This window comes from Methyloligella halotolerans, assembly GCF_001708935.1.
GTDB lineage: Bacteria > Pseudomonadota > Alphaproteobacteria > Rhizobiales > Methyloligellaceae > Methyloligella > Methyloligella halotolerans.
In genome coordinates, this window is record NZ_MASI01000010.1 from 62,294 (window position 1) to 87,204 (window position 24,911).

General features: G+C 62.3%; 20 protein-coding genes. 6 read left to right on the plus strand and 14 right to left on the minus strand.

Annotated features, from left to right (window positions below):
* Window positions 1–7: 7 nt before the first annotated feature.
* Together A7A08_RS14285 and A7A08_RS14290 are read left to right on the plus strand one after the other, a co-directional pair.
* Window positions 8–1,219 carry a hypothetical protein gene (locus tag A7A08_RS14285; RefSeq protein WP_069096142.1) on the plus strand — a complete coding sequence of 404 codons (1,212 nt, stop codon included), beginning with the start codon at window positions 8–10 and terminating at the stop codon, window positions 1,217–1,219.
* A 116-nt stretch (window positions 1,220–1,335) separates the two neighbouring features.
* The gene (locus tag A7A08_RS14290; RefSeq protein WP_083226818.1) at window positions 1,336–3,489 is read left to right on the plus strand and encodes a tail fiber domain-containing protein; all 2,154 of its coding nucleotides are present in this window, start codon (window positions 1,336–1,338) and stop codon (window positions 3,487–3,489) included.
* A gap of 849 nt (window positions 3,490–4,338) precedes the next feature.
* Here A7A08_RS14290 and A7A08_RS15740 read toward each other — a convergent pair.
* On the minus strand, window positions 4,339–4,818 hold the full coding sequence (locus A7A08_RS15740) for a MarR family winged helix-turn-helix transcriptional regulator (RefSeq protein ID WP_245290956.1): 480 nt from the start codon (window positions 4,816–4,818) through the stop codon (window positions 4,339–4,341).
* On the opposite strand from A7A08_RS15740, the gene A7A08_RS14295 reads away from it, so the two are divergent.
* Both A7A08_RS14295 and A7A08_RS14300 read left to right on the plus strand, forming a co-directional pair.
* Window positions 4,805–6,571 (plus strand): chloride channel protein, encoded by a 1,767-nt coding sequence (locus A7A08_RS14295; protein WP_069096165.1) that lies wholly within the window; start codon window positions 4,805–4,807, stop codon window positions 6,569–6,571. The two genes, A7A08_RS15740 and A7A08_RS14295, sit on opposite strands and share 14 nt — an antisense overlap.
* 128 nt (window positions 6,572–6,699) lie before the next feature.
* Window positions 6,700–7,617: a ketopantoate reductase family protein gene (locus A7A08_RS14300; protein ID WP_069096144.1), complete on the plus strand. Its 918-nt coding sequence runs from the start codon at window positions 6,700–6,702 to the stop codon at window positions 7,615–7,617.
* Window positions 7,618–7,647: 30 nt separating this feature from the next.
* Here A7A08_RS14300 and A7A08_RS14305 read toward each other — a convergent pair whose 3' ends face one another.
* Window positions 7,648–8,394, minus strand: coding sequence for a sulfite exporter TauE/SafE family protein (locus A7A08_RS14305; protein ID WP_069096145.1), 747 nt, complete (start codon window positions 8,392–8,394; stop codon window positions 7,648–7,650).
* A gap of 80 nt (window positions 8,395–8,474) precedes the next feature.
* Between A7A08_RS14305 and A7A08_RS14310 the strand changes: the two genes are divergently transcribed.
* The gene (locus A7A08_RS14310; RefSeq protein ID WP_141694018.1) at window positions 8,475–8,813 is read left to right on the plus strand and encodes a hypothetical protein; all 339 of its coding nucleotides are present in this window, start codon (window positions 8,475–8,477) and stop codon (window positions 8,811–8,813) included.
* A gap of 248 nt (window positions 8,814–9,061) precedes the next feature.
* Here the strand turns inward: A7A08_RS14310 and A7A08_RS14315 are convergent, their stop codons facing one another.
* The 3 genes from A7A08_RS14315 to A7A08_RS14325 form a co-directional block, all read right to left on the minus strand.
* Window positions 9,062–9,256, minus strand: a complete 195-nt coding sequence (locus tag A7A08_RS14315) for a hypothetical protein (RefSeq protein WP_069096147.1) — start codon at window positions 9,254–9,256, stop codon at window positions 9,062–9,064.
* 331 nt (window positions 9,257–9,587) lie between these two features.
* Window positions 9,588–10,988 (minus strand): OprO/OprP family phosphate-selective porin, encoded by a 1,401-nt coding sequence (locus A7A08_RS14320; RefSeq protein ID WP_069096148.1) that lies wholly within the window; start codon window positions 10,986–10,988, stop codon window positions 9,588–9,590.
* 405 nt (window positions 10,989–11,393) lie between these two features.
* On the minus strand, window positions 11,394–11,816 hold the full coding sequence (locus A7A08_RS14325) for a hypothetical protein (RefSeq protein WP_141694019.1): 423 nt from the start codon (window positions 11,814–11,816) through the stop codon (window positions 11,394–11,396).
* 18 nt (window positions 11,817–11,834) lie between these two features.
* Between A7A08_RS14325 and A7A08_RS14330 the strand changes: the two genes are divergently transcribed.
* Complete coding sequence (locus A7A08_RS14330) at window positions 11,835–12,254, plus strand: hypothetical protein (RefSeq protein ID WP_141694020.1); 420 nt, start codon at window positions 11,835–11,837, stop codon at window positions 12,252–12,254.
* Between the two features lie 160 nt (window positions 12,255–12,414).
* On the opposite strand, the gene A7A08_RS14335 is transcribed toward A7A08_RS14330, so the two are convergent.
* The 9 genes from A7A08_RS14335 to A7A08_RS14375 form a co-directional block, all read right to left on the minus strand.
* Window positions 12,415–13,599 (minus strand): hypothetical protein, encoded by a 1,185-nt coding sequence (locus A7A08_RS14335; protein ID WP_141694021.1) that lies wholly within the window; start codon window positions 13,597–13,599, stop codon window positions 12,415–12,417.
* Between the two features lie 107 nt (window positions 13,600–13,706).
* The gene (cysG, locus tag A7A08_RS14340) at window positions 13,707–15,182 is read right to left on the minus strand and encodes a siroheme synthase CysG (protein WP_069096152.1); all 1,476 of its coding nucleotides are present in this window, start codon (window positions 15,180–15,182) and stop codon (window positions 13,707–13,709) included.
* Window positions 15,154–17,820, minus strand: coding sequence for a nitrate reductase (locus A7A08_RS14345; protein WP_069096153.1), 2,667 nt, complete (start codon window positions 17,818–17,820; stop codon window positions 15,154–15,156). Before A7A08_RS14345 ends, cysG begins: the two co-directional genes overlap by 29 nt.
* Window positions 17,821–18,153 carry a nitrite reductase small subunit NirD gene (nirD, locus tag A7A08_RS14350; protein ID WP_069096154.1) on the minus strand — a complete coding sequence of 111 codons (333 nt, stop codon included), beginning with the start codon at window positions 18,151–18,153 and terminating at the stop codon, window positions 17,821–17,823.
* Window positions 18,154–18,157: 4 nt separating this feature from the next.
* Window positions 18,158–20,605 (minus strand): nitrite reductase large subunit NirB, encoded by a 2,448-nt coding sequence (nirB, locus tag A7A08_RS14355; RefSeq protein ID WP_069096166.1) that lies wholly within the window; start codon window positions 20,603–20,605, stop codon window positions 18,158–18,160.
* Between the two features lie 20 nt (window positions 20,606–20,625).
* The gene (locus tag A7A08_RS14360) at window positions 20,626–21,876 is read right to left on the minus strand and encodes an MFS transporter (protein ID WP_069096155.1); all 1,251 of its coding nucleotides are present in this window, start codon (window positions 21,874–21,876) and stop codon (window positions 20,626–20,628) included.
* Window positions 21,877–22,217: 341 nt separating this feature from the next.
* Window positions 22,218–23,453 carry a CmpA/NrtA family ABC transporter substrate-binding protein gene (locus tag A7A08_RS14365; protein WP_069096156.1) on the minus strand — a complete coding sequence of 412 codons (1,236 nt, stop codon included), beginning with the start codon at window positions 23,451–23,453 and terminating at the stop codon, window positions 22,218–22,220.
* Window positions 23,450–24,049, minus strand: a complete 600-nt coding sequence (locus A7A08_RS14370) for an ANTAR domain-containing response regulator (protein ID WP_069096157.1) — start codon at window positions 24,047–24,049, stop codon at window positions 23,450–23,452. Before A7A08_RS14370 ends, A7A08_RS14365 begins: the two co-directional genes overlap by 4 nt.
* Window positions 24,050–24,164: 115 nt before the next feature.
* Window positions 24,165–24,626, minus strand: coding sequence for an NO-inducible flavohemoprotein (locus tag A7A08_RS14375; RefSeq protein ID WP_083226820.1), 462 nt, complete (start codon window positions 24,624–24,626; stop codon window positions 24,165–24,167).
* Between the last annotated feature and the right edge of the window lie 285 nt (window positions 24,627–24,911).

Genomic DNA, 24,911 nt, shown 5'->3' on the forward strand with positions numbered 1-24,911 from the left:
CAAAACAATGAAATCGCTCGCGCCCGTTCGTCTGCTCGGCCTGGTGGTCTGGCTGGCGGCATGGAGTGCCGTCGCTGTGGCCGACTGCACCAGTCCCGACGGCCAGGAAGGGACGATCGACTACAACTCTACTACGCATCAGTTCGAGTATTGCGACCAGGCTGACAGCTGGCAGCCGCTTGGCGGCTCTGCCGCGCCTGCTGACCGTATCACCTCGGGCACCCTCACGGTTACCGCGAACAGTGCAACCAGCATCGTCAGCCTTAGCGCTGCCGGAAGCACCTGGGGCTACCTCGGCAACGCGGTGAGCTATCTGCCGACCATCTCGGCAACGAGCGTCCGCAGCCGTCATGTCTCGTCGAGCTATGTGCAGCTGACCAGCGCCACCACGACGCTGACCTGCAATGCCGGCGCGACCGGCACCATGCGCTACACCAGCGGTACGATGCAGGTATGCGATGGCTCCAGCTGGGGCAATATCGGCATCGGCATTCCCACCGGCACCATTGCCGCCTTCGCGGCTTCCAGCTGCCCCACAGGCTGGAGCGAATACACGCCGGCGCGTGGCCGCTTCCTGCGGGGGATTGACAACGGGGCGGGGAATGACCCGGAGGGCGCGCGGACCCCAGGAGGCAGCCAGGAAGACGCTGCGCCGAATATTACGGGCGGGCTGGGCATTGATGGCTACATATTCGCCGCCACGGGCGCCTTTACGACGCTCTCAGATGCACAAGGCGGAAATATAGCGAACTCTTCTTTAACGCGCAGGGTATCGTTTGATGCCTCTGCTTCTAACGCCAAATACGGTGCAGCGAACGAAATCCGGCCAAAGAACGTCGCCGTCACCTTCTGCCGATACGCCGGCTTTCAAAGCCAGTTGCAGACCGGCGTGGCGACCCTCGCCAGCCTCAGCGATGTGACCATCGGTGGCGTAACGGCGGGCCAGTCACTGGTCTTCAATGGCGCCAGCTGGGTGCCGAGCACGACTAGCAGCGGTGGTGGCTTCGATGATTTGAGTGATGTCGACACTACGGGCGCGACGGCCGGGGACGTCATTCGCTTCGACGGTTCGGGTTGGGTCGTAAGCACAACAGGCGATGACACCGCCCTTGGCGACCGCATCACCTCCGGCACGCTGGCGGTGACGGCGGTCAGCGAGACCGGCCTCATCAACCTCTCCAGCAACGGCACCACGTGGGGTTACCTCGCAGTGCGGTAAGCTATCTGCCGACTATCTCGGCGACGAGCGTCCGCAGCCGGCATGTCTCGTCGAGCTACGTACAGCTGACCAGCGCGACCACCACGCTACCTTGTAATACCGGCGCGACCGGCACCATGCGCTACACCAGCGGCACGATGCAGGTTTGCGATGGCTCCAGCTGGGGCAATATCGGCATCGGCGTTCCCACCGGCACTATTGCTGCGTTCGCGGCGTCCAGCTGCCCAATTGGCTGGAGCGAATACACGCCGGCCCGTGGCCGCTTCTTGCGGGGGATCGATAATGGCGCGGGGAATGACCCGGATGGAACACGGACCCCGGGTGGCGCACAAGGCGATGCTGCGCCCGACATTTCCGGTCAGTTTGAGATCGCGCGCACATCAGCAAATAGCGTCATTGGTCCTAGAAACCCTGCCGGTGCATTTTCCAGTGGTGGTGGAGGGACAGCTGAGTCCTTCTCAGTTCAACATTCAGGGACAGGACAAACTTCAGTCGTCGCCGCTTTCAGAGCCTCTGGTTCTAACTCCAAATATGGAGCGGCGGATGAAATCCGGCCAAAGAACGTCGCTGTCACCTTCTGCCAATACGCCGGCTTTCAAAGCCAGCTGCAGACTGGCGTGGCGATCCTCGCCAGTCTCAGCGATGTCAGCATCGGCGGGGCAAGCAGCGGCCAAGCCTTGGTGTTCGACGGCGCGAGCTGGGTGCCAAGCACGACCAGCAGTGTTGGCGGGTTCGATGATCTCAGCGATGTCGATACCTCGGGCGCAACGGCTGGCGACCTCATTCGCTTTGACGGCTCGGGCTGGGTGGTCAGCACAACCGGCGACAGCACTGCCCTTGGCGACCGCATTACCTCCGGCACGCTGGCGGTAACGACAAACAGCGCCACCAGCATCATCAGCCTCAGCACCGGCGGCACGACTTGGGGGTATCTTGGCAGTGGCGGGAGCTATCTGCCGACCCTCACCACGGGAAGGGTCAGCGCCACCACCATCTCATCCACCTATGTGCAATTCACCAGTGCGGCCACGACACGGACTTGTAACACCGGCGCAACCGGCACCATGCGTTACACCAGCGGCACCATGCAGGTGTGCGATGGCTCCAATTGGGGCAATATCGGCATTGGCGTTCCCACCGGCACCATCGCCGCCTTCGCGGCGTCCAGCTGCCCAGCTGGCTGGAGTGAGTACCAAGCTGCTCGCGGCCGCTTCCTGCGGGGGATTGATAACGGAGCGGGGAATGATCCGGATGGAACGCGGTCGCCGGGCGACCCGCAAGGAGACGAGTTTAAGGCACACACGCATTATAATGACGGCGGCAACGACAACGCTGTATACCGCTATTGGAGTGCGAGCTCTCGGGGTGGCTGGAGAGAGTTAGGAGGCGACGAAACCCGCCCCAAAAACGTGGCTGTCACCTTCTGCCAATATGCCGGCTTCCAAAGCCAGCTGCAGACAGGCGTTGCGACCCTCGCCAGCCTGAGCGACGTGAGCATCGGTGATGCAAGCAGCGGGCAAGCCTTGGTGTTCGATGGGGCAAGCTGGATCCCTAGCACGACGCTCGGCGGGACAACCGCCGCAAGCAGCACCGGAGCCATCCAGTTCAAAGCCGCCGCCGGCGGCCTCGGGGGGGACACCTCCAACTTCTTCTGGGACAATGCGAACAAACGTCTTGGTCTCGGCACAGACGAACCGGACCACACTCTGGATGTCGTGACCTCGGACACGTCGAGCTATGCCGCGCGCGTCGCCAATACCGGCAATGCGACCACGGCGCATGGACTGCAAGTCGTCGCCGGCGTCGATGGTACCGGTAGCGGCGCGATGCTGATCCAGTTCACGCGGCCGGACGGCACGGTCCTCGGCTCGCTCAGCCAGTCCGGCGCCAATACGATGGTTTACACCGCTGTCTCCGACAGGCGCACGAAGGCGGATATCGTCGAGACCCGCTTCGGACTCGAAGACCTGATGAAGGTGCAGGTTCGCGACTTCACCTATCGGTCCGACCCATCCCACACCGTGCAAACCGGCTTCATCGCCCAGGAGCTTCAAGAGGTGTTCCCGGAAGCCGTCGCCACCAACGGCGATGACGGCCAAGCGCCGCTGCAGAAGGACGCGCAGCCCTGGTCGGTCGATTACGGCCGGCTGACGCCGCTCCTGGTACAGGCGGTCCAAGATTTGAAAGCGGCCAACGACCAACAGGCGATGGAGCTTGAACAGCTGCGACAGGAACTTCGCCAGCTGAGAGAAGATCGAGCCGTCCGCTAAAGGCTTGATTACCGCTAAGGCGCTACAGCTATCCGTATGGGCAGAGTGATCCGAAGGGACTTCAGGAAGAAGGGGCGGAATACCCGTCCGACTGTTCGCCGCCAAAGACACGGCCCACGGATGAGCCTTCAGGCCGTGTCTCTCCTGCTCATCCTGATTGGCCTGAGTGCTGGAGCGGTATGGCTCATGTTCAGCTCCCGCCAGATTGAGATTGGACACCGGGGTAAGTCGGCGAGCATCACAGTCCTCGATGGAGATACTGTCGAGACCTCTGAGGGCGTTTTCAGACTCGTCGGGTTCAACACACCGGAAATCCACGGCGACTGCTCTGAAGAGCGTGCGCTTGCGCGTCGAGCTCGTGACCGGCTTCGGGCTCTGGTTACAGCGGGCTCTACCAACCTGCGCCGCGTCCCGTGCGCCTGCCCACCGGGCACGGAAGGGACACGAAGCTGCAACTTCGGCCGCTTCTGCGGTGTGCTTACCGTCAACGGCCGTAGGGCAGGCGACATATTGATCGGGGAGGGGCTTGCCGAGCCCTATTTCTGTCGCGACAGGTCTTGCCCTTCGCGTCGAGACTGGTGTGGGGACTAGACGATTTAGAGTCGCCTAATCTGCCGCCAATTGATCTGCGAGCTTGATTATCGAGCCTTGCAAGCCCGGGATGCGGAGGCGTGTCAATTAGAAGTGGTTGAGCATCAAAGTAGCTCGGTATAGTCGAGAGTCGGCCTTGTCCGGAACATGGCTGCTGGCCGCCGAAAGCCTACGAGGGCGAGACGACCAACGTCGGCATGGCCTAATGCGGTCCAACAATGGTCTCGAATAGATTCGCAAGGATGGATTCGTTTAATTCTACATCGCGTCTAAAAGCCGTTGGAGCAGGGGTCGCAAGCGGCGTAGTTCCGCGCGATGCGCTGCAGAAAGGGAGGCCAGGATAGAGCGAGCTTGGGCCGTCAGACTAATTCTGACCTCTCGCCGATCGCAGTTGCCGGGTCGACGCTCAATGTATCCGCGTTCGGCAAGTCTTGTAGTTAACTCGGACGCGCTATGGGGCTTAAGCAGTAGCTGATCTGCAAGGTCGCCGATGTGAATATCACCTCCCTCTGACGCCCGAATTATGAGCAGGGCTTGATGCTGTTGGACCGTCAATCCAGCAGATCGCGCCGCCTGTTCAGAGAATTGCAGAAAACGACGGATCTCAAAACGGAATCTCGCGAGGACCGCATAGTCTTCATCATCAAGTTCTTCCATCATGACCCATAAGCTTGCTTTATGTCGTAACACGATATAGATGGCGTTCTGGCTTTCGGGTGAAAATATGATCGAAGACAAGCGCGCCAGGTCCTCACACTCCGCCCCTCGACGTATACACCTTGCGGATCACACTGCTGACGGTCGCATGGTGATACTTGCGATTATGGCTTTAGTGACGGGGGCTGGGGGGGCGATCGCCGCATGGGCATTGCTGCATCTGATCGCATTCGTGATCAACCTGTTTTGGTTTCAGAGGGTGTCAGCAGAGCCGGCAATGATTATCGACGCCGCTACCGGCCCCGTGATGGTTCTCGCGCCAGTTGTCGGCAGCGTGATTGTCGGTCTGATGGCACGCTTCGGTTCTGAGAAGATCAGGGGCCACGGAATTCCTGAAGCGATCGAAGCCATCCTTTATGGGGAAAGTAAGCTCTCCTTGCGGGTTGCAGTTCTTAAGCCGGTTTCTTCAGCGATTTCGATCGGATCGGGCGGGCCCTTCGGGGCAGAGGGGCCGATCATCATGACTGGCGGCGCGATCGGATCCTTGTTCGCCCAGTGTTTTCGCCTCTCGGCCGCAGAACGCAAGACTCTGCTCGTTGCCGGTGCGGCAGCGGGGATGACTGCAATTTTCGGCACCCCGGCCGCCGCGATCCTGCTCGCCATCGAGGTGATGCTGTTCGAATGGAAGCCGCGCAGTTTTGTTCCTGTCATCGTCAGTGTGCTGACAGCATTCGCCTGGCGGCCATTTTTGGTCGGGACCGGTTCGCTGTTTCCGTTTGAAGGAATGCTTTCTGGTGGAGCATCGGGTTTGCTGTTGGCGGCAATCTTCGGTGCGTTCGCCGGCGCGCTCGCCTGTGTTCTGTCGGTAGCACTTTATCGCATTGAGGACGGGTTTCACCGCCTGCCCGTTCACTGGATGTGGTGGCCGGCGCTAGGCGCGATTGTGGTCGGGCTCGGGGGCTTGATCGATGCACGCGTCCTTGGCGCCGGCTATGCCACCATCCAGGATCTACTCGACGGGGATTTGGCGATCGATGCGATGATTGTCCTGCTCGGGCTCAAGGCGGTTGTTTGGCTGGTGGCACTGGGATCGGGTACGTCAGGGGGTGTATTAGCGCCATTGCTGATCATGGGGGGCGCCCTCGGCGGTATCGCAGGACATTGGTTGCCAGGTGGTAGCGGCCCCTGGGCAATGGTTGGGATGGCTGGCGTGATGAGCGCTGCAATGCGCGCGCCATTGACGTCGGCAATTTTCGCCGTCGAGTTGACCGGACATTTCGTTGCTCTGCCGACAACCATCGCCGCGTCCGGTGCGGCATTTTCGGTCGCAGTTCTTGTTCTCAGGCGCTCCATCTTGACCGAAAAGATTTCGCGGCGCGGTCGGCACATCAGCCAGGAGTTCTCGGTCGATCCGCTTGCATTAGGGATGGCCGGCGATCTGATGACGCCGACTCCGGACATTCTTAGCGCGAAGATGCCGATTAACGAGGCGGTCAGGTTTTTCGAGATTGAGGCCAGTCATCGTAGCTATCCGGTAGTTGATGGTCAGGGCATTCCCATAGGGTTGGTCTCGCGTGCTGATGCGCTCCTCTGGCAGCAAAATGGTGGGTGTGATGTAACCACACTTGGCGAGAAGCTATCCGATTGCTCACTTCCCCTTGTGACGCCGAACACACCGGCTGATCTCGTTGCAAAGCTGATGATCTCTGAAGACGCCGGACGCATCTGTGTCGTGTCACCCGACGACGGTAGGCTGATAGGCATAGTTGCCCGGCGCGATTTGCTCCGTTCACGGGCGATCATGCTTGAAGGCGAAATGGAGCGGTCTCGTTGAGTTGGCAGAGAATTGCCAAGCGCGTCTCTCGTTGTTGCGGCGTGGTAGCACCGCTGAATTTTTGCGTTGCAAATGCGAATCAACGTTCCGCTTTGCAGCTCTAAGCGGTGAACAAGAAATAAATTCTGATGAGGATATTGGTTCTTGGAGCTGGTGGCGTTGGAGGGTATTTCGGCGGGCGACTGGCGTCAGCCGGGGTCGATGTCTCGTTTTTGGTGCGACCGGCGCGGGCCAAGCGGCTTTCCCAAACGGGCCTGGTGATAAGCAGTCCTCTCGGTGATCTGAGAGAACCGCTCCGGATTCTGACCGAGGTTAATACTGCCTTCGATGCGGTACTCTTGGCCTGCAAAGCTTACGATTTAGATGCGGCCATAGATGCAATCTCACCCGCTGTCGGTCCGTCGACCCTCATCGTGCCGTTGCTGAATGGGATCCGCCATTTGGAACGGCTCGATAGCTGTTTTGGTCGCGAACACGTCCTTGGTGGACTTTGCCATATTGGTGTTACCGTGGGCGATGCCGGTGAGATTCAGCATCTGAACGAGTTGGAACGCATTGTCTTCGGCGCGCGGACGGAACGTCAGATCAAAGGCACGGAAGACTTGCATTTAGTTCTGTCGCGTGGCGGATTCAATCCCGGTTTAAGCGAGATGGTCATGCAGGAGATGTGGGAGAAATTTGTCTTTCTGGCCACGTATGCGGGGATGACCACCCTAATGCGCGCGCCCGTCGGTGCGATTGTCGCGACGCAGGAAGGAGAGGCCATAATCCGTGAAATGATGGAGGAATGTACGGCGACGGCCGCGGCAAGTGGGTATGCACCGCGTGTGGGGGCAATGCGGTCGATGGTGGACTCGCTGACCGAGCGAGGATCGAAGGGGACGGCGTCTATGTATCGGGACATGGTCGATAGCAAGCGCACGGAGCACGAGCATATTTTGGGCGACATGCTCGAGCGCGCACGGGCCGCAAACGTTCCCGCGCCACTTCTGCGAATCAGTCTGACGAACATGCAGGCTTACGACCAAGAGCGTGCGGCCTCGTGATCCGTTGGCGAGCGCTGCATGCCCAGGAAACTAGAGCAGTCTGGCGAAGAAGATCAGGCTCATCGTTGTCCCTGTGACGATCACGATGGCGCGGATGACCTGAGTTGGTAAGGCGCGTGATAGTGGAGCGCCGCAATATCCGCCAGCTATCGCGGCAACCATCATCAATAACCCTTCAGGCCAGGCGACGAGTCCAGCCGCAGCAAACGTTAGGAGTGAGATAATTGAGATTGCGATGGAGAGGACGTTCTTGAGGCTGTTCATCACATTGATTTCGGTCATGCCCCAAAGTGCAAAGAGAGCCAGTAGGACGATCCCCAGGCCACCGTTGAAATAGCCACCGTAGACGGACACTGCGAATGTTCCCGCCGCACCGTAAGGCGTGAAGCTGAGAGACTGAGAGGTCAGCCAGTCACGCAGACTACTTTCCAGCGCGAAGACGACTGTCGCGGCGAGGAGGAGAAATGGCACGATGACGTTGAATGCGTTGTCCGGAGTGATCACTAGAAGGCACGAGCCTATCAGAGCACCGGCCACACTCGCCGCTACTGTTCTCACAATATCACCGTGATCGACTGTGCGCAGCTCGGGTAGGAAGCCCAAAGTCGCCCCGACATAGCCCGGACAGACCACGATCGTGCTTGTCGCATTCGCCGCTACGGGCGAAATGCCCGCATAGACCAGGGCAGGCAACGTGAGAAACGTCCCGCCGCCCGCGATGGCGTTGAGAACGCCGGCTAAAAAGGCGGCACCGGCAAGTGCGAAAAAATCGATCATGGTCGGCTTTGCGGAGTACTCAGCTCAGCGGCCCTGGCGGAAATAGTGTTTAATTGGCATTTCCTGTGGCGGAGCAGCCATTGCTGATTTTTCGCGCGATCTCAAGGGTGCAGTTCATGATCACTTTTTATTGGCCGTGCGAAGTGATTTCCCGCCCGAGTGGTCGATTTCTCGTCCGACCTTATGGCGTCGGCTCCTGCGATGGCGAAGGCGAAACGCTGCGGGAAGCCCAGGACATGGCGCAGGAGAAACTGCAGGATCGTCTCGACAACGGCGACGACGAAGTGTTGATCGCTATGGTAACGACCGACGTCATAGATCCTGCCGATGTCGTCTCGGGGCAGCGCGTGAGGATTCCGGTTCGGATGCCCAAATTATGCCGACCAAAAAAACCGGCCTCCGGAGAGGAAGCCGGTTGAGAGTCAGGGAATACGGAGGAGCACACTTCACTGCTAGAGCCGCAATCCGGGAGAGCTCCCCAGTCGTCCTAGCCAGAAGACAACAAGCGATCCATCTGTGGAGTTCCGCGCCTCCTCGCGTCCGCCCCCACAGGAGGTTTGTTAACCTCGCCTTCAGGTGTTCATGGTGCATTGGGCTCGCATCGTCCGTATACGGACACGCTGCACAGAAAGAGCCCTGGCAACGCCCTTCCGGGGCTCTTTCACTTTCAGCCGTCGCGGCTTTTCGCCAGCACCCGGCCCTTCTTGCGGAGCACCACAAACCGGCCAGGCCTTTGCCGTAGCGCCTCTTCGTAGGCCGCGTGAGCCACTTTGGGCTCCGAGGCGCTGGCAAGCGTTTCGTGGATCTCCGACGCATCATCGGGCCAGACTTCGATGCGATAGGTGAGACGTCCTTCGCTCATGCGGACCTCATAGCATAAAAAAGCCCGGCTTCTCGTTGAGGAAGCCGGGTGAGGTTTTCTGTGCGCACGGCCAGGAGAACCGTTCACTGTCGGAGTCGCAATGCAATGCGACCGCAACCGACTTTAGCCGGAGCAGGAGGCGCGGTCCAGTTGCCGGATTCCACTCTTCAACCGTTCGCCCCGGCATGATGCCACCGCCTAACAAGGGTAGACCTCCACGACGAGCCACATCACTCCCATGAATGCCGCCATGATCACCCAGGGGATCACATATGCGATAGGCTTCTTCTGCTCCGGCTCGTTGGGCTGCTTCACTTGTTTAGCGCTTCTCTCACCAATCCAGCTGTGCGCGCATGCCTATGCCGGCGATTTCCGCCCCGTCGTTGATCCCGCCGTTAATCTCCGACTGATTTACGTTGAACATCAGCCGCGTATAGTCGTTGAGATACCAGTTGACGCCGATTAGCCAGGTTTCCTGCTCGCCGCAGCCGGTACAACCGGCAATGGCGGTCGATTGATCGGAGAGGTCGACCACGTCGTAGCGTCCGGCGACCTGCCATGCACCCCAGCCACCGCTGCCACCATTGACGGGGTTCTTCACCTTCACTCGGACGAACTGGCCGTTGGCGTAAGGCCGTGATTCACCCGTGAGGAACCAGCTCGCATCGACGTACCAGCCGTCATAGGTGGGGTCGGCGCTGGCCTGCGCGGCGGCGGTGTGGACTGTGTCCTGCGCGTACTCGCCTTGGACGGAGAAAGATCCGAGGACGACGGCGCCTTCCAACGCCCACAGCGTGTCGGACTGACCGAACTGCGGTGTGAACACAAAGCGATCGGCGAGATGCAAGTCCGCGCCCCGGGCACGGTAAAGGAACAGCGGATCCTCACTGCCGTCGCGCGATTGGCTCGGAGCATCGCGGTCTCGAACGCTGGCGCCGAGATGGACAACCCGGCGCTCCCGGTTGAGGGGTGCCGCGGTGAGACGTGCCGAAAGGGTCGTGCCGTCATCGAAATACGTCGTCTGGCCGGCTTCCGGCGCCGTGCCGAAAATGCCTGCTTCCGCCGTCCAATGCTTGTTCTCGTCGTATGAAACGCCCCCGCCGATAAGGCGATCGATGGTGAAGGCTTCGATGAAAGCCGCCTTCTCCATGAACGTTATGTAATTGGCGCTCATCTGCGCCTCTAGAGAGTTGTATGTCTTGAAGTGTCCCGCTTTCAGGTCCACCGGGAGGCCGGTGTATTCGACATAGGCATCCTTGATGGCCGTCTTGTCGCCGGCGAAGTCGAGCTCGAACTTGTAGACCCAGTCGTAGAACATCACGCCTTCAACGCCTAGGCGCGCGCGGCGAAGCTCGACGGCGCTGACGTCGGGATCACCGGTGATCGGCTTGTCCTGATTGATGCCGTTGTAATCGACGTTGAGTCGGCCGCGGACCTTGAACTTGAACTTGCCGTCGGCGCTCGAAAGCTCGGGGGCTCCCTTCCATTTGACTTTGAGGTCGAGAGCATCGCCGTCCACGCTACTGTTCGACGACGTCGTAGCGGCAGCCTGTGCCTTCTCCGCGTCGACCTGCCGCTTGACCTCTTGTAGCTGAGCCTGCATGGCCCTCATCTGCGCCTCAAGCTGGTCGACATCGGCGGCTTCCGCCGACGAAAAATTCGCGATCAAGGCGGCGACGATGCCAGCGGTCGCAAGCCGCTTGCCTCCGCCGTTACGATCTCTTTGAGTCATTGAAGAAAGCCCCCCGCTTGGTGTTGAGCACCTTAGTTGTTATGGTCGCGCCGAAGTTCGCCTAAGGCCTACTCGTGCTCCATTTCGTGGCAAATCCGCGCGAACTCCTCGATTACTAGGAGCGTGCGTCGGCGCGGCGATACGCCTCCATCACTGCCCTGCCAAGCTCCGTGATCTGCGCGCCATCCCCCGTCTGCTCCGCTATATCTTATCGCATATAGCGGAGTCCAGCCTGCGTTGGCAGGCCCACCAGAATTGAACAGGTTCGAGGTGGCTCCGGCCCGCCCCAGGCGCGGCAGCCGGCGATCACGTAGACGCTCATCATGCCAGTGGCACCATTGCGAGCGCGAGGCCGATGATCACGACCACGCCGATCAGGAGGGTGACGAAGCTTCGCCGGTCATTTCAGCACCTTCTTGCGATCACGGTCACGAAGTAGAAGCCGACTACGGCCATCAAAACGTTCTCCGCGAGGGGCGGGAGTTCAGGCGTGCTCCAGCCGGTCCAGGCGTGCAGCACCGTGTCGAAGACCACCACCTTGAGGAACCAAACGGCTGCTACCGCGGCGAACACGGCCTGGATCAGCGAGGGTGTCGTGTCGCCGCTCTGGGCCTGCGCGACCAGCACGTCGCGCTTGACCTCCAGCCCGACCACCTTCTCCTCGAGCGCGATGCGGCGCTCGCTGTTGGCCTCCTGGGCGAGTTTCACCTTCGTGTCGGCGATCTGCCCCGGAGATCTTGGTGATCGGGTCGGTGAGGGCGCCGATGAAGCCCGCCGGCGACGCTGGAGGCGATCGAGACCCGCGTCCTGGAAGGCCTCCGCCGCCACCTGCTCCATCCGGACGTGGTGAGCGCGGCCGTCGAAGCCTATCGCGCCGAGCGCGCGGCGCAGGCGAAGAGCGTCGGCCGGAGACGCACCGATCTCGCCAAGGCGATTCGCGAGACGGAAGGCAAGCGGGCGCGACTGGAGCGGATGCTCTACGAATTGCCTTACGAGCAAGCCCTGGCCATCCCGAAGCAAATGGCGGAGATCGATGCCGAGCTCGCGGGCCTTAAGGTCGAGGAAGCGGCGATCGATGCCGCCCTGGTGACGCTGCACCCGCAGGCCGCGGAGCGCTATCGAACCATCGTGGAGAATTTGACGGGCGCGCTGGCGCTCGCCAGCCACGCGGCACGCGAGGGGATCGAAGCGGTGCGTTCGCTCATTCAGGAGATTGTGGTGACGCCCGGCGCGCCTTATACGAAGCCGGCGGTCGAGATCCGGTGATCTAGCTTCCCTCTCGGGGAAAGATCTACTGATGTCGTTGGTTGCGAAGGCACGATTTGAACCCGCGACCCTCAGTTATGAGACGAACGACCCATTACTATGACATATTGATATGTAATAGATAGTCTCATTCACCAGAATATATGTGTTAGCCGTTTGTTCAGTAAACATACCCGAAGCCGAAGATGACTTTCTCTGTGTTCGTCGCGTACTCGTCGGCGCGGTAATTCGCATATTTGACCTCGGCGTAGAAGACGTAGCCGAGCGGCAGGTTCGCGTAGGCATCGAATTCCGAGCCGTAAGCGATATCGCGGAAGTCGGAACGGAACTCATGATACTGGGTCAGCAGCAATAAACCGCTGAGCCAGCCCAAAGAGCCTCCCTTCTCCGGCATCTTGTAGGAGGCTTCGACGAAGAAGTCCTGCAGGCCGGTCGCCGGTGTCACCAGAAAGATGTCGGCGAAGCCGTTGAAGATGTGCCCTGTCGCCAGCGGCGTCTGGAACGCAGCCTTGCCGTCGTCGCTGCCCAGCAGCTCATAGACAGGCGAGACCCGAAATCCCTCCCATGACAGGCCCGGCGCGACTCGCGCATAGGGCGCGTCGTATTGCACGGGCTGGTCGCCGTAATCCGTCTGCAGCGCCAGCTCCACCCGATAGTCGAAGGTCACCGCACTTCCGAGCGCCCGCTCGCCCTCCACAAAGCCGCCATAGCTCGCATTGGAGAGCGCCGGCGCATCGTAGATATCCATCAGATAAGCGTAGCCGGTGAGCGTCCCGAGAGGCAGCGGATCGCTCTTCAGATGCATCAGATGGATGTTCGAGTTGAGATTCCCGACCTCGGAATCGTCGCTGAAGATGCGGTTCACATTGCCGATATAAGCGTAGAGCGCAGTGACGCCCGGGAAGGCCTCGGTGGTCACCTTCGCCCCATCGAAGGTCTGGTCGTTCTGCCGCCAGGCCACCGAACCGACATAGCGCATATTGTCGAGATTCTCCGCGTAGCGGCCGCCCTTGATGACCGTGCCGGGAAGATGGAAGGACTCCAGATAGGCCTGATCAAGCTCGGACGATGGCACATCCGCCACCACCGGATACTGGGTCTTGCCGTTGATCGTGTCGTTGTAGTCGCCCGGTCCGACCTGGACGACGAATTCTCCTTCAGCTGCTGCACGGAAGCCGTGGAAATATCCGGTCTCGAAACCGGGTGCGATACGCAGCGTCGAGGCGCGTGCATCCGCAGGCTTGTCGGCCTGCTCCACGAACTCGTAGCGGTACCGGCTGGCGAACCAAATCTCGCCGTTCATGATGCCCGTATGGGGAACGCCGTCGGGACGCTCTTGAGCCATACTTGGAGGCGTCGTGCAAACGAGCAGCAGGAGAAGAGCCGAGACCACGACCCAACTGGAACTACGCGCAAGGATATCGTATCGGCTCGGCATGAAGCCTCCTTCTCTTATTGGGCGTGGTTGGCGAGGAGTGGGAGATTGGCCGCGGCTGCTCCCGCGCTTTGGCCGAAGACGCCGCCGATCCCGATGATGACGGGAGCAGTCGTGTCGACCTCGAGAACCGTCTTCTCAAGATCGGCGAGACGCCCCTGAGACAAGCGCTGATCGGGCCGGCTTACCGCGCTCGCGACCGCCACCGGCGTCTCAGGCGACAGTCCCTCGGCAAGCAACCGCTCCGCGATCCGCGCCGCCATACGGCCGCCCATATAGAAGATCGTGCTTGCGGTCGGGTCGGCGACGGCGCGCCAATCGAGATCCTCCGGCAGCCCGCCCGATTTGGAGTGGCCGGTCACAAATCGGACCGACCGCGCAAGATCCCGATGGGTCAGCGAAACCCGTAGCGACGACGCCATGGCCAAGGCCGCCGTGATGCCGGGCACGATGTCGACGGGAATACGGGCTGCCTCGAGCTGGACGATTTCCTCGCCGCCGCGGCCGAAGATCATGGGATCGCCCGCCTTCAGCCGCACCACACGCTTTCCGCCGCGGGCGAGCTTCACCATCATCGCGTTGATGTCTTCCTGGCGGCAGCTCCGGCGTCCGCCGCGCTTGCCGACCAGGATGTGCTTCGCCTCGCGCCGCGCGAGTTCCAGCACGTCGTCCGAGACCAGCTCGTCGAACAGGATGACGTCGGCCGCCTGAAGCGCGCGGATGGCTTTCACAGTCAGAAGCTCCGCATCGCCGGGCCCAGCGCCGACCAATGTGACCCGCCCGCGGGTCCCATCGTTGCCGGCGCCGATACGGCTCGCCTCGGCGAGAAGCATCTCACCTGCGTCCACCTCCGGCGCGTTGCCGAACGCGCGGTCGACGAAGCGCTCCCAGAAGGCACGCCGCGGTGCACCGGTTTCGAGCGTCTCGTAAAGACGGTCGCGCAGGCGGGCGGCGAGCTTCGCCCAATCGGCAAGCGAAAGCGGCAGTAAGGTCTCGATCCGGCGGCGGATCGCCTGACCGAGAATCGGCGCCGCCCCTGCCGTTGATATCCCGATCACGGCGGGGGACCGGTTTACGATCGAGCCGAACTGGAACTGGCAGAACGCCGGCTTGTCGATCACATTGACCGGAACGCCTGCCTTGCGCGCTGCCTCGACAAGGGCGGTCGCCTCTTCATCGTCGGCCGCATCGGCCACCACCAGCGCAGCGCCCTCCAGGCAATCAGGAGTCCAGGACTCTTCGTGATGGATAAGACGTCCATCTTCGTCGGCCGCCAATAGACGCGGCAGCTCCTCCTCGGTCCCGGCGGGCGCGGCATAGATGTGGACCTCCGCGCCCGTCGCGGCGATGAGCTCGGCCTTCCAGGCCGCCGCATCCGTCCCGCCGATAACGACGACCCGCTTGCCCGTAAGGGTGAAGAAGACGGGCAGGACCGAAAGATCGGCCATCCGCTGAGGGCGGCGCTCACTCGGCGGCTTGGAGACGATTCGCATCGATAATCCCTTTGATCTCTGCGCGGCAGGAGCCGCAATTGGTGCCGGCCTGGAGGGCCTCGCCAACCGCTTCCACGGTGGCGCATCCGCCCGCGGCGGCGCGGGCGATCTCGTTGGCCCCGACCCCGAAGCAGGTGCAGACGATGGCACCGCGATCCGGCACATCGCCGCCCGGTCGGCCTGCGATGACCGCAAGCCGCGCGTGGCGTTCCTCATGGGTGCGCAGGAGCTGATCCGTGGCCCAGCTTCGCGATACGGGCACGGGCTCCGCGGCGAGATAGAGCGCGCCGGTAAGCTGGCTGCCTTTGAAGCTTGCGAAACGCTGCTGCCCACCGTGATGGTCTTCATAGGCGAGAAGCTCGGCCTCGGCCGGGGCATCGAACAGCTCGCGCGCAAGCTGCCGCCAATCTCCGCTGGGATAGGCAAAGCCCAGCTCCACCCGCCAGCCTTCATCGCAGCGCGCGATGGCCCAATACTCCGCATTCAGATTGCGGGGCTTGTGGGCCAGGACAGCGAAACCATAGGTCGTGGCGACAAAGCGCTCGATTCGAACGGCTGCATTCTTCGAAGCCGGCTGGCCCGATAGCGGATCGGTCACCGCGGGTACGAGCCGGTCGACCCGCGCATTGGAGGCGAACTGATCCGTCCAGTGCATCGGCACGAAGACGGAGCCAGGCGACTGCCGGTCCGTCAGAAGTGCGCGCACCAGGATCGCCCCGTCCCCGCTTGAGACCCGGACGATATCGGCATTTGCGATGCCATGGCGCGCGGCGTCTCGCGGATTCAGCTCCACGAAGGGCTCGGCGAGATGCTGGGAGAGACGCGGGCTGCGCCCCGTGCGCGTCATGCTGTGCCAATGATCCCGCACGCGGCCCGTGTTCAGGGTCATGGGGAAAGCGGGATCGTGTTCTCGGCGCACGCTGGGCGAGATGGGAACGAGACGCCCGCGCCCGCTTTGCGTAAAGAAGCCGCCATCGACGAAGACCTGACCGGAGGATGTGCTTTCCTTAGGCCGCGGCCATTGAAACGGTTGAAGTGCGTCGTAGCCCCCGCGATCTAAGCCCGCGCAAGCGCCGATATCGAAATCCCGCGTACCTTCATTCTCGAAAGCCGACAGCGCGGCATGCTCGGCGAAGATCTCGTCCGGCCCATCGTAAGCGAAGGCGTCTTCGAACCCCATCCGCTTGCCGACCTCGGCGATGATCCACCAATCAGGCTGGGCATCGCCCGGCATGGGCAGGAAGGGACGCTGACGCGAGATGCGCCGCTCCGAGTTGGTGACCGTGCCGTCCTTCTCGCCCCAGGCTGCCGCCGGCAGCTTCACATGGGCATGACGCACCGTGTCGGTCTCGTTGACGACATCGGAGACGACCACGAAGGGGCAATCCTTGATCGCTTGCTCGACGAGGTCGGCCTCCGGCAGCGTATCTGCCGGGTTGGTCGCCATGATCCAGAGCGCCTTGATGCGCCCGTCCGCGACCGCCTGAAACAGCTCCACCGCCTTCAGGCCCGGCTTGTCGGCAATGCGCGGTGAGTGCCAGAAACGCTGCACCCGGTCGCGATGCCCCGAATCTTCCAGCTCCATATGGGCCGCGAGCGTGTTGGCGAGACCGCCCACCTCGCGCCCGCCCATGGCGTTGGGCTGGCCCGTGATGGAGAACGGCCCCATGCCCGGACGTCCGATGCGGCCCGTGGCGAGGTGGTAGTTGATGATCGCGTTGACCTTGTCGGTGCCGCGCTGAGACTGGTTCACGCCCTGACTGAACAGGGTCACGGTCTTCTGGATGCGGGTGAAGAGATCGTAGAAGGCGGTGAGCTGCTCGGCATTGAGCCCGGTCAGCATGGCGATGCGCTCGAGGCTGGCGGGTTGCGCCGCCTTCAGGGCATCTCCGAAGCCTTCGGTGTGGTTCTCTACGTAAGACCGGTCGATCGCATCATGCTCATCGAGCCAGGCGAGCAGCCCGGTGAACAGCGCCACATCGCCGTCGGCGCGAATTGGCAAATGCAGGTCGGCGATATCGGCAGTCATGGTGCGGCGCGGATCGATCAGCACGATCTTCATCTCCGGCCGCTTTTCCTTCGCCGCCGCGATCCGCTGATAGATCACCGGGTGACACCAGGCGAGGTTGGAGCCGACCAGGACGACGAGATCCGCTTCTTCCAGGTCCTCGTAGGTGCAGGGCACCGTATCGGCCCCGAACGCCCGCTTGTGCCCGGCCACCGCCGAGGCCATGCAGAGCCGCGAGTTGGTGTCGATATTGGCCGAGCCGATGAAGCCCTTCATCAGCTTGTTGGCGAGGTAGTAATCCTCGGTCAGGAGCTGGCCGGAGCAGTAGAAGGCGACAGAGTCCGGCCCGTGCTCCTCAATGGCTCGGGTGAATCCATCGGCCACGGCGCCGAGTGCGTCGTCCCAAGCCATGCGCCGGCCATCAACCTTCGGATAGAGCAGCCGGCCCGCCAGCCCGACCGTCTCCGGCAGAGCCGAGCCCTTCGAGCAGAGCCGTCCGAAATTGGACGGATGCTCCGGATCGCCGGAAAGCTGCACGCTCCCGTCGCTCTCCCGCCGGGCGCGCACGCCGCAGCCCACCCCGCAATAGGGGCAGGTGGTCCGGATTGCTTGTGGCTCCTCGAAACTCATTTAAGCCGCCCGCTCCCCGCTTAGCTGATCGAGGGAGATGAACAGCGTCTCGCCCTCGCACTTCACGGGGATGGTCTGCACGCTCCCCTCGTCCGCGCCCATGGCCTGGCCGTTCTCCAGGGAGATCACCCAGTTGTGCAGCGGACAGGTGACCGCCGCTCCGTGCACGATGCCCTGGCTCAAAGGCCCGCCCTTGTGGGGGCAGTGATCCTCCATGGCGAAGATCCGGTCGTTCCCGGTGCGGAACACGGCGACCTTGCCGGCAGGCGTGGAGACACAGCGCGCACCGCGGCGGGGGATGTCGTTGAGGTTTCCGATTTCGATCCAGCGCATGGGCTTACTCCGCAGCCTCGAGCTCAAGTGTCGCCATTGGCTTGAACTCGTGCTTGTCCTTGCCCGAGACGCGTTCCGACCACGGATCACATTGGGCGAATTTCTGGCTGAAGACGAAGCGGTCGAAGAACGCGATGCGCTTGTCGTGGTCCTCCATGATCTGCTGGCGGACCTCGTCGAGGCCGACGCGCTTCACCCATTTGTAGATGCGCTCGAGATAGTGGCCTTGCTCGCGATACATCTGGACGAGCGCCACGATATGCTCCACCGCCTCGTCCTCCGTCTCGACATGGCCCAGCACCTCGGTGCCCTTGATGTCGAGCCCGGCCGCACCGGCGAAATGGATCTCGAACCCAGCCTCCGTGCAGATCACGCCGACATCCTTGCAGGTCGCTTCGGCACAGTTCCGCGGGCAACCGGACACCGCCATCTTCACCTTGGCGGGCGTCCAGGAACCCCACATGAACTTCTCGATGCGGATGCCGAGCCCGGTGGAGTCCTGGGTGCCGAACCGGCACCAGTCGGTGCCAACGCAGGTTTTCACCGTGCGTAGGCCCTTGGCGTAGGCGTGACCGGAAACGAACCCCGCCTTGCCCAGATCGCCCCAGACCGACGGCAGGTCCTCTTTCTTGATGCCCAGCATGTCGATGCGCTGGCCGCCGGTGACCTTCACCGTCGGGATGTCGTACTTGTCCACGACGTCCGCGATGGTGCGCAGCTGGTCGGCATTCGTGACCCCGCCCCACATCCGCGGCACGACCGAATAGGTGCCGTCCTTCTGGATGTTGGCGTGGACCCGCTCGTTGATGAAGCGCGACTGGTAGTCGTCGGCGTACTCGTCGGGCCAATCGCAGACGAGGTAGTAGTTCAGCGCCGGCCGGCATTTCGCGCAGCCGCACGATGTCTTCCACTCCAGCTCCTGCATGACCTCGGGGATGGTCCTCAGCCCCTTGGCCTTGATCAGTCGCCGGACTTCGTCATGGCCGAGCTCGGTGCAGCCGCAGACCGGCTGGATCTCGTTCGGCTTGTACGCGTCGCCCAGCGTCGCAGCGATGAGCTGCTCGACCAGGCCGGTGCACGAGCCGCAGGATGCGGATGCCTTGGTGTGTGCGCGAACGTGGTCCAAGGTCTTGAGTCCTTCGGAACCGATCGCTCCGGTGATCTTTCCCTTGCACACGCCGTTGCAGCCGCAGATCTCCGCGTCATCCGGTAAGGCTGCAACGGCCGCCATAGGGTCCAGCGGGGCACTCCCCTGATAGGCCTGCCCGAAGATCAGCGTGTCGCGCATCTCTGACACGTCGACTTCGCGCTTCTTCAGATCGTTGAACCAGGCCCCATCGGCCGTCTCGCCATAGAGCACCGAACCGATGATGCGGTTGTCCTTCAGGATCAGCCGCTTGTAGACGCCGGCCGTGGCGTCCCGCAGCACGATCTCCTCCCGGTCGTCGCCGTCGGCGAAATCTCCGATGGAGAAGAGGTCGATGCCCGTGACCTTCAGCTTGGTCGGCGTGTCGCTATGAACGAAGGCGGTCTCGGTATCGCCGGCAAGCTGGGCCGCGGCGACCTTCGCCATCTCGTAGAGCGGCGCCACCAGGCCGTAAGTGTGCCCACCGACCTCGGCGCATTCGCCGATGGCCAGAATGTCGGGATCCTCGGTCCGCATGCCGTGATCGACCACGATGCCGCGGCCCATCTCCAGCCCCGCCTGCTTGGCGAGCCACGCATTGGGCCGTATTCCGGCAGCCATCACCACGAGATCGGCATCGATGGTGCTGCCGTCGGCAAGCTCCACCGCTTCCGCCTTGCCCTTGCCGATGATCGCCTTGGTCTCGGCCTTGGTCTTGACCTTGATGCCGCGCTCTTCCAGCGCGCGCTGCAGCAGATAGCCGGCCGCCGGATCGAGCTGCCGCTCCATCAGCGTCGGCATCAGATGCAGGACCGTGACGTCCATGCCGCGCAGCTGCAGTCCGGCCGCAGCCTCAAGTCCAAGCAAGCCCCCACCGATCACCACGGCTTTCGCATGGGACTGGGCGGCCAGGATCATCGCGTCCACGTCGTCGAGATCGCGATAGGTCAGCACGCCCGGCATGTCGTTTCCCGGCACCGGCAGGATGAACGGCACCGAGCCGGTGGCGATCACGAGCTTGTCGTAGCTCTCCGCGACCCCGTGATCGGAGCGGACGGTCTTCGCCTCGCGATCGATTTCGACGATCTTGTGCCCCTTATAGAGGGTGATGCCGTGATCGATGTACCAGCCGTCGCCGTGGATCACGATCTCCTCGAACGCCTTCTCGCCGGAGAGCACCGGCGAGAGCATGATCCGGTCGTAATTGACCCGCGGCTCGGCGTTGAAAATGGTCACCTGGTAGCGATCTGGAGCGTGTTCGAAGAGATGCTCCAGCATGCGGCCCGGCGCCATGCCGTTGCCGACGATGATGAGTTTCTCTTTCATCTCGTTGTTTCCGTTTCCATTCATTGCAGGGCCAGTTCGGGCTCTGACGCGGGCGCGGCGTCGATGCCTTCGCGCGTCATCCGGCGAACGGCCGAGTGCATCCAGAGGAGAAGCCCGCCGACGAGCAGGAAGAGCAGCATGAAGCAACTCGTCCAAAGTCCGGTGGTGTCGAGCAGCGCGCCGAAGGCGAGCGGCAGGAAGAAGCCGCCGAGCCCGCCGATCATGCCGACCAGGCCGCCGACCGCGCCCACATGGCCCGGGTAGTAGACGGGGACGTGCTTGTAGACCGCCGCCTTGCCGAGGCTCATGAAGAAGCCGAGCACGAAGACGATGCCGATGAAGAGGAACGGCCCGACCTGGGACGCTGGCATGGACAGGATGGCGCACGCCGCCAGGGAGACGGCGAGTGTCCAGTACATCACCTTCCGCGCCCCGAGCGTGTCGGAGAGATAGCCGCCATAGGCACGGAAGATCGCGCCGGGCAGCGAGTAGGCTGCACCGATCATGCCGGCGGTTTCGATGTCGAAGCCGTAGCTGCCGATCAGGTAGCGGGGCAGCCAGAGGGCCAGCGCAACGAAGCCGCCGAACACGAAGAAGTAGTAGGCCGCGAAGCGCCAGACCTGGACATACTGCAGCGGCTCGAATTCGGCCCAGAAGCTGCGCCTCTCGTCACCCTCTCCGGTGGCCGAAGGCGGGTTCTCGGACAGGAACCAGAACCCCGCCGCGGCGGCGAGCAGAACGCCGGCCCAGATCTGGGCCACCGCCTGCCATCCAAGCGCGACAAGCACGAAGGGCGCGACGAAGCTGGTGACCGCGGCGCCGACATTGCCGACCCCGAAGATCCCGAGCGCGGTGCCTTGGGCTTTCGCCGGATAGAACCGAGAGACATACGCCACGCCGACAGCGAAGGAGCCGCCGGCCAGTCCGACGCCGACCGCGGCGCCTAGGATAGCGAAGTAGCTTTCGGTATGGGCGAGCAGGAAGGTCGCCAGCGCCGCTGCCATCATGGTGGCGGTGAACACGATCCGGCCGCCGTGGCGGTCCGTCAGAACCCCCAGCACGATACGCGACAGCGAACCGGTGAGGATCGGCGTGCCGACGAGGAGCCCGAATCCCGTCTCGCTGAGCCCGAGATCCTTCCCGATTCGCACGCCGATGATCGAAAAGATCGTCCAGACCGCGAAGCACGTGGTGAAAGCGACGGTCGAAAGGCCGAGCGCGCGTGTCGCATCGGACGTCCAGTCGATCTTCTTGAGCAGAGTGTCTGTCATCTCATTCTCCCGTGTGGAGCGGCGCCGTGGCCGCCGCGACTGCTCCAGAAACAAAAAAAGCTGCCGGCCAGGAGACCGCGCCCACACGAAGGGTCGCGATGTCCTGATCGGCAGCTTTGCCTGGGCGCCCGCCATTGGACGCCGATATGAATTGGCCTAATGATGGCCTGCCACGGATGCAGCAGGAAACGTGCCAATTCGCTAAACCTGAGAAAGATCTATCTAAGTCAATCGCGTAGCGGGTGGACGCCGTATGACGGCCGTGCCGCTCCCCGTACGATCCATTGGCAATTGCCTAGGCGGACCGCTTATCGATTGTGCAGCGCGGCACAAAATGCCGCCTAGTCGCCGGGCCTGGAGGCTTGCGCGGCGACATAGGCATCGAGCTCGTCCGGATCGAACAGACTTCCGTCGAAAAACCCGTCCGGACCGAGGGTCAGACTGGCACCTGCGGACCCCACGGGCGTGGCCGCCTGCAGCGCACCTTCGACCTTGGAATTGGCGCCGGGCAGGGCTACCCCGACGGGTTTCAGGGCGGCACGGTAGAGGTCCGGCCGATAGGTCTGCAGCGCAATCTCCGCATTCTCCGCCGAGTGCGGAACCTGGCCCCAGCGCACCATCTGGCTGTAGAACCACAGCGCATGGCTCTTCCACGGGAAGGTCGCCGCCTTGTCATGGGTGAGGAAGAAGTCCGCAACTTCGATCGTCTCGCCGCTGCCCGTCGCGATCTCCCCAGTGAGCGACGGCATCATCCAGGCCGCCGGTCGGTCGACATAAGCGGTTTCAGCGAGAAATCGGGCCAGCTCCTGCCGATTGTCGGGAACCGCACACCATTCAGCCGCGTGGTAGATGGCCCGCAGCAGCGCGGCGAGGGCATCCGGATTCTGTTCCGCCCATTGGGATCGCGCGCCGAGCACCTTCTCCGGGCTCGACCGCCAGATTGCGGACTTCACAGTAACGATGCGCCCGCTGCCCGAGATAACCGCAGCCGTGTTCCAGGGCTCGCCCACGCAATATCCATCGATGGTCCCGGCGGCGAGGGCGTCCGCCATCAGGGGCGGCGGCAGGATGAGGATCTCGACATCCCGGTCGGGATGGACGCCGCAGGCTGCAAGCCAGTAACGAAGTTCGTAATTATGCCCCGAATAGGGATGCACCACCCCGAAGCGAAGCTTGCCGTCCCTCGCGGGGCGCTGTCCGATGACGGCTTTGAGTGCGGCCCCGGCTGCTCTTGGATCGAGCCCGTCGGGCGCCCCTTGCTCCGCCATCTCAGTCCAGAGCCGCTTGGACACAGTCACCGCGTTTCCGCCGAGACCCAGCGCCATGGGCGCTATGGTGTGGGATCCGATCGGCGTCAGCCCGAGATTGCAGGCGATCGGCATGGGCGCCAGCATCTGGGCGACCTGGAAATGTCCGACCGCAAGCCGGTCGCGGATATTGGCCCAGGAGCTTTCCCGGATCAGCGTCAGCTCGACCCCTTCGGTCTCGGCAAAGCCCTTCTCCTTGGCCACGACGAGAAGCGCGCTGTCGAGCAGCGGTATGATGCCGGCTGCGATCTTATAAGGGGCGTCGCTCACGACTTGTCTCCCGGATCGAGCAGTCCTGCCGCCGTGACGAGGCTTTGGGCGATCTCGATGATCTTGCGATTCTGGTTCATGGCGGTTGCCCGGAGCAACCCGTAGGCCTCCTCCTCCGACAGTCCCTTGGACTTCATGAGGATACCCTTCGCGCGGTCGATAACCTTGCGGTTCTCAAGCTCGCCCCGCGCCTCCTCCAGTTCGCGCGACAGCCGAGAGAAAGCATTAAACCGGCTGACCGCCATGGCGAGGATCGCCTTGACCCTCTCCTTCTTCAGCCCATCCACCACATAGGCGGAAACGCCCGCATCGACGGCCGCCTCGATGGAGCTCTCGTCGGAGCTGTCGACGAACATTGCCACGGGGCGCTTCACGGCGCGCGAAAGCTGGAACATGTTTTCCAGCATGTCGCGGTTCGGGTTTTCCAGATCGATGAAGATGACGTCCGGATTGATCTCAGCGATCCGGCCCGCGACCCCTGCCATGTCGTGGATGAGGGTGACGTTCTCGTAGCCCGCCTCGCGCAAGCCCGCCTCGATGATGGAGGCGCGGATCTGGTTCTCATCGATAACGAGGATCGCAAGAGCGTTGCGCATGAACGTTGCGTAGCGGCTCTAAGAGATGAAGGCCAGCCCTACCGGAACGGTGCTGAAAGAACGGCAGCCGCTGGAAGGGCGAGTGCGGCGCTTCGCCGGCGCCGCACTCCAAGCTTCAGTTAGTCTCGAGCGCTCCGCGCGGGCCGAAGAACTCGAAATGAAGATTCTCGGCCGGAACGCCCCGCGCCGTCAGTTGCCGGTAGATCGAGGCCATGAACGGCTTTGGTCCGCAGAAATAGTATTCTACGTTGTCCGCCGGCATTGGCGGCACAACAACGGCGTCGTCGACCAAGCTCGTCGTCATATGAGCCTCACGTCGAATTCCGTCCCTGGCGGGCTCGTCATAGCAGTAATGACGTAGGAAGTTGGGGTGCTTCTCTGCCAGTTGTTCGATCACAGGCTTGAATGCCTGGAGACTCTCAATCAGCGTCCAGTGAACGAGCAAAATCTCGCGGTCCGGAGTTGTCTCCAGGTGCATCTGCAAGATGCTAAAGAGGGGGTAATGCCGACACCACCGGCGAGCAGCACCAGGGGACGCTCTGGGTCCAAATCTGGTTGAAGATAGAACTCGCCGCAAGGCGCTGCAACGTCGGTCTCGTCGTCAACATCCGTCTCGCGGTGAAGCCTGGTCGAAAACGTAGCCTTCCGGCGCACCCGGTCATTTTAAGGTTCTAAGCGAGGTAAGGCCCTCTTAGACGATGAGTTTCGGGTATCGGAGCTGATAGGGCACGAATGTTTGCAGCTGCCCGACAGCCCAATCCCAAAGGAAAATAGTCGAATTTTGCAATAGACATTCGGGAGGTTTAAACAGTGCCGCTACCCAAGGATCTGGTTGAAGGTCATCGCCGCTTTCGGCGGGATA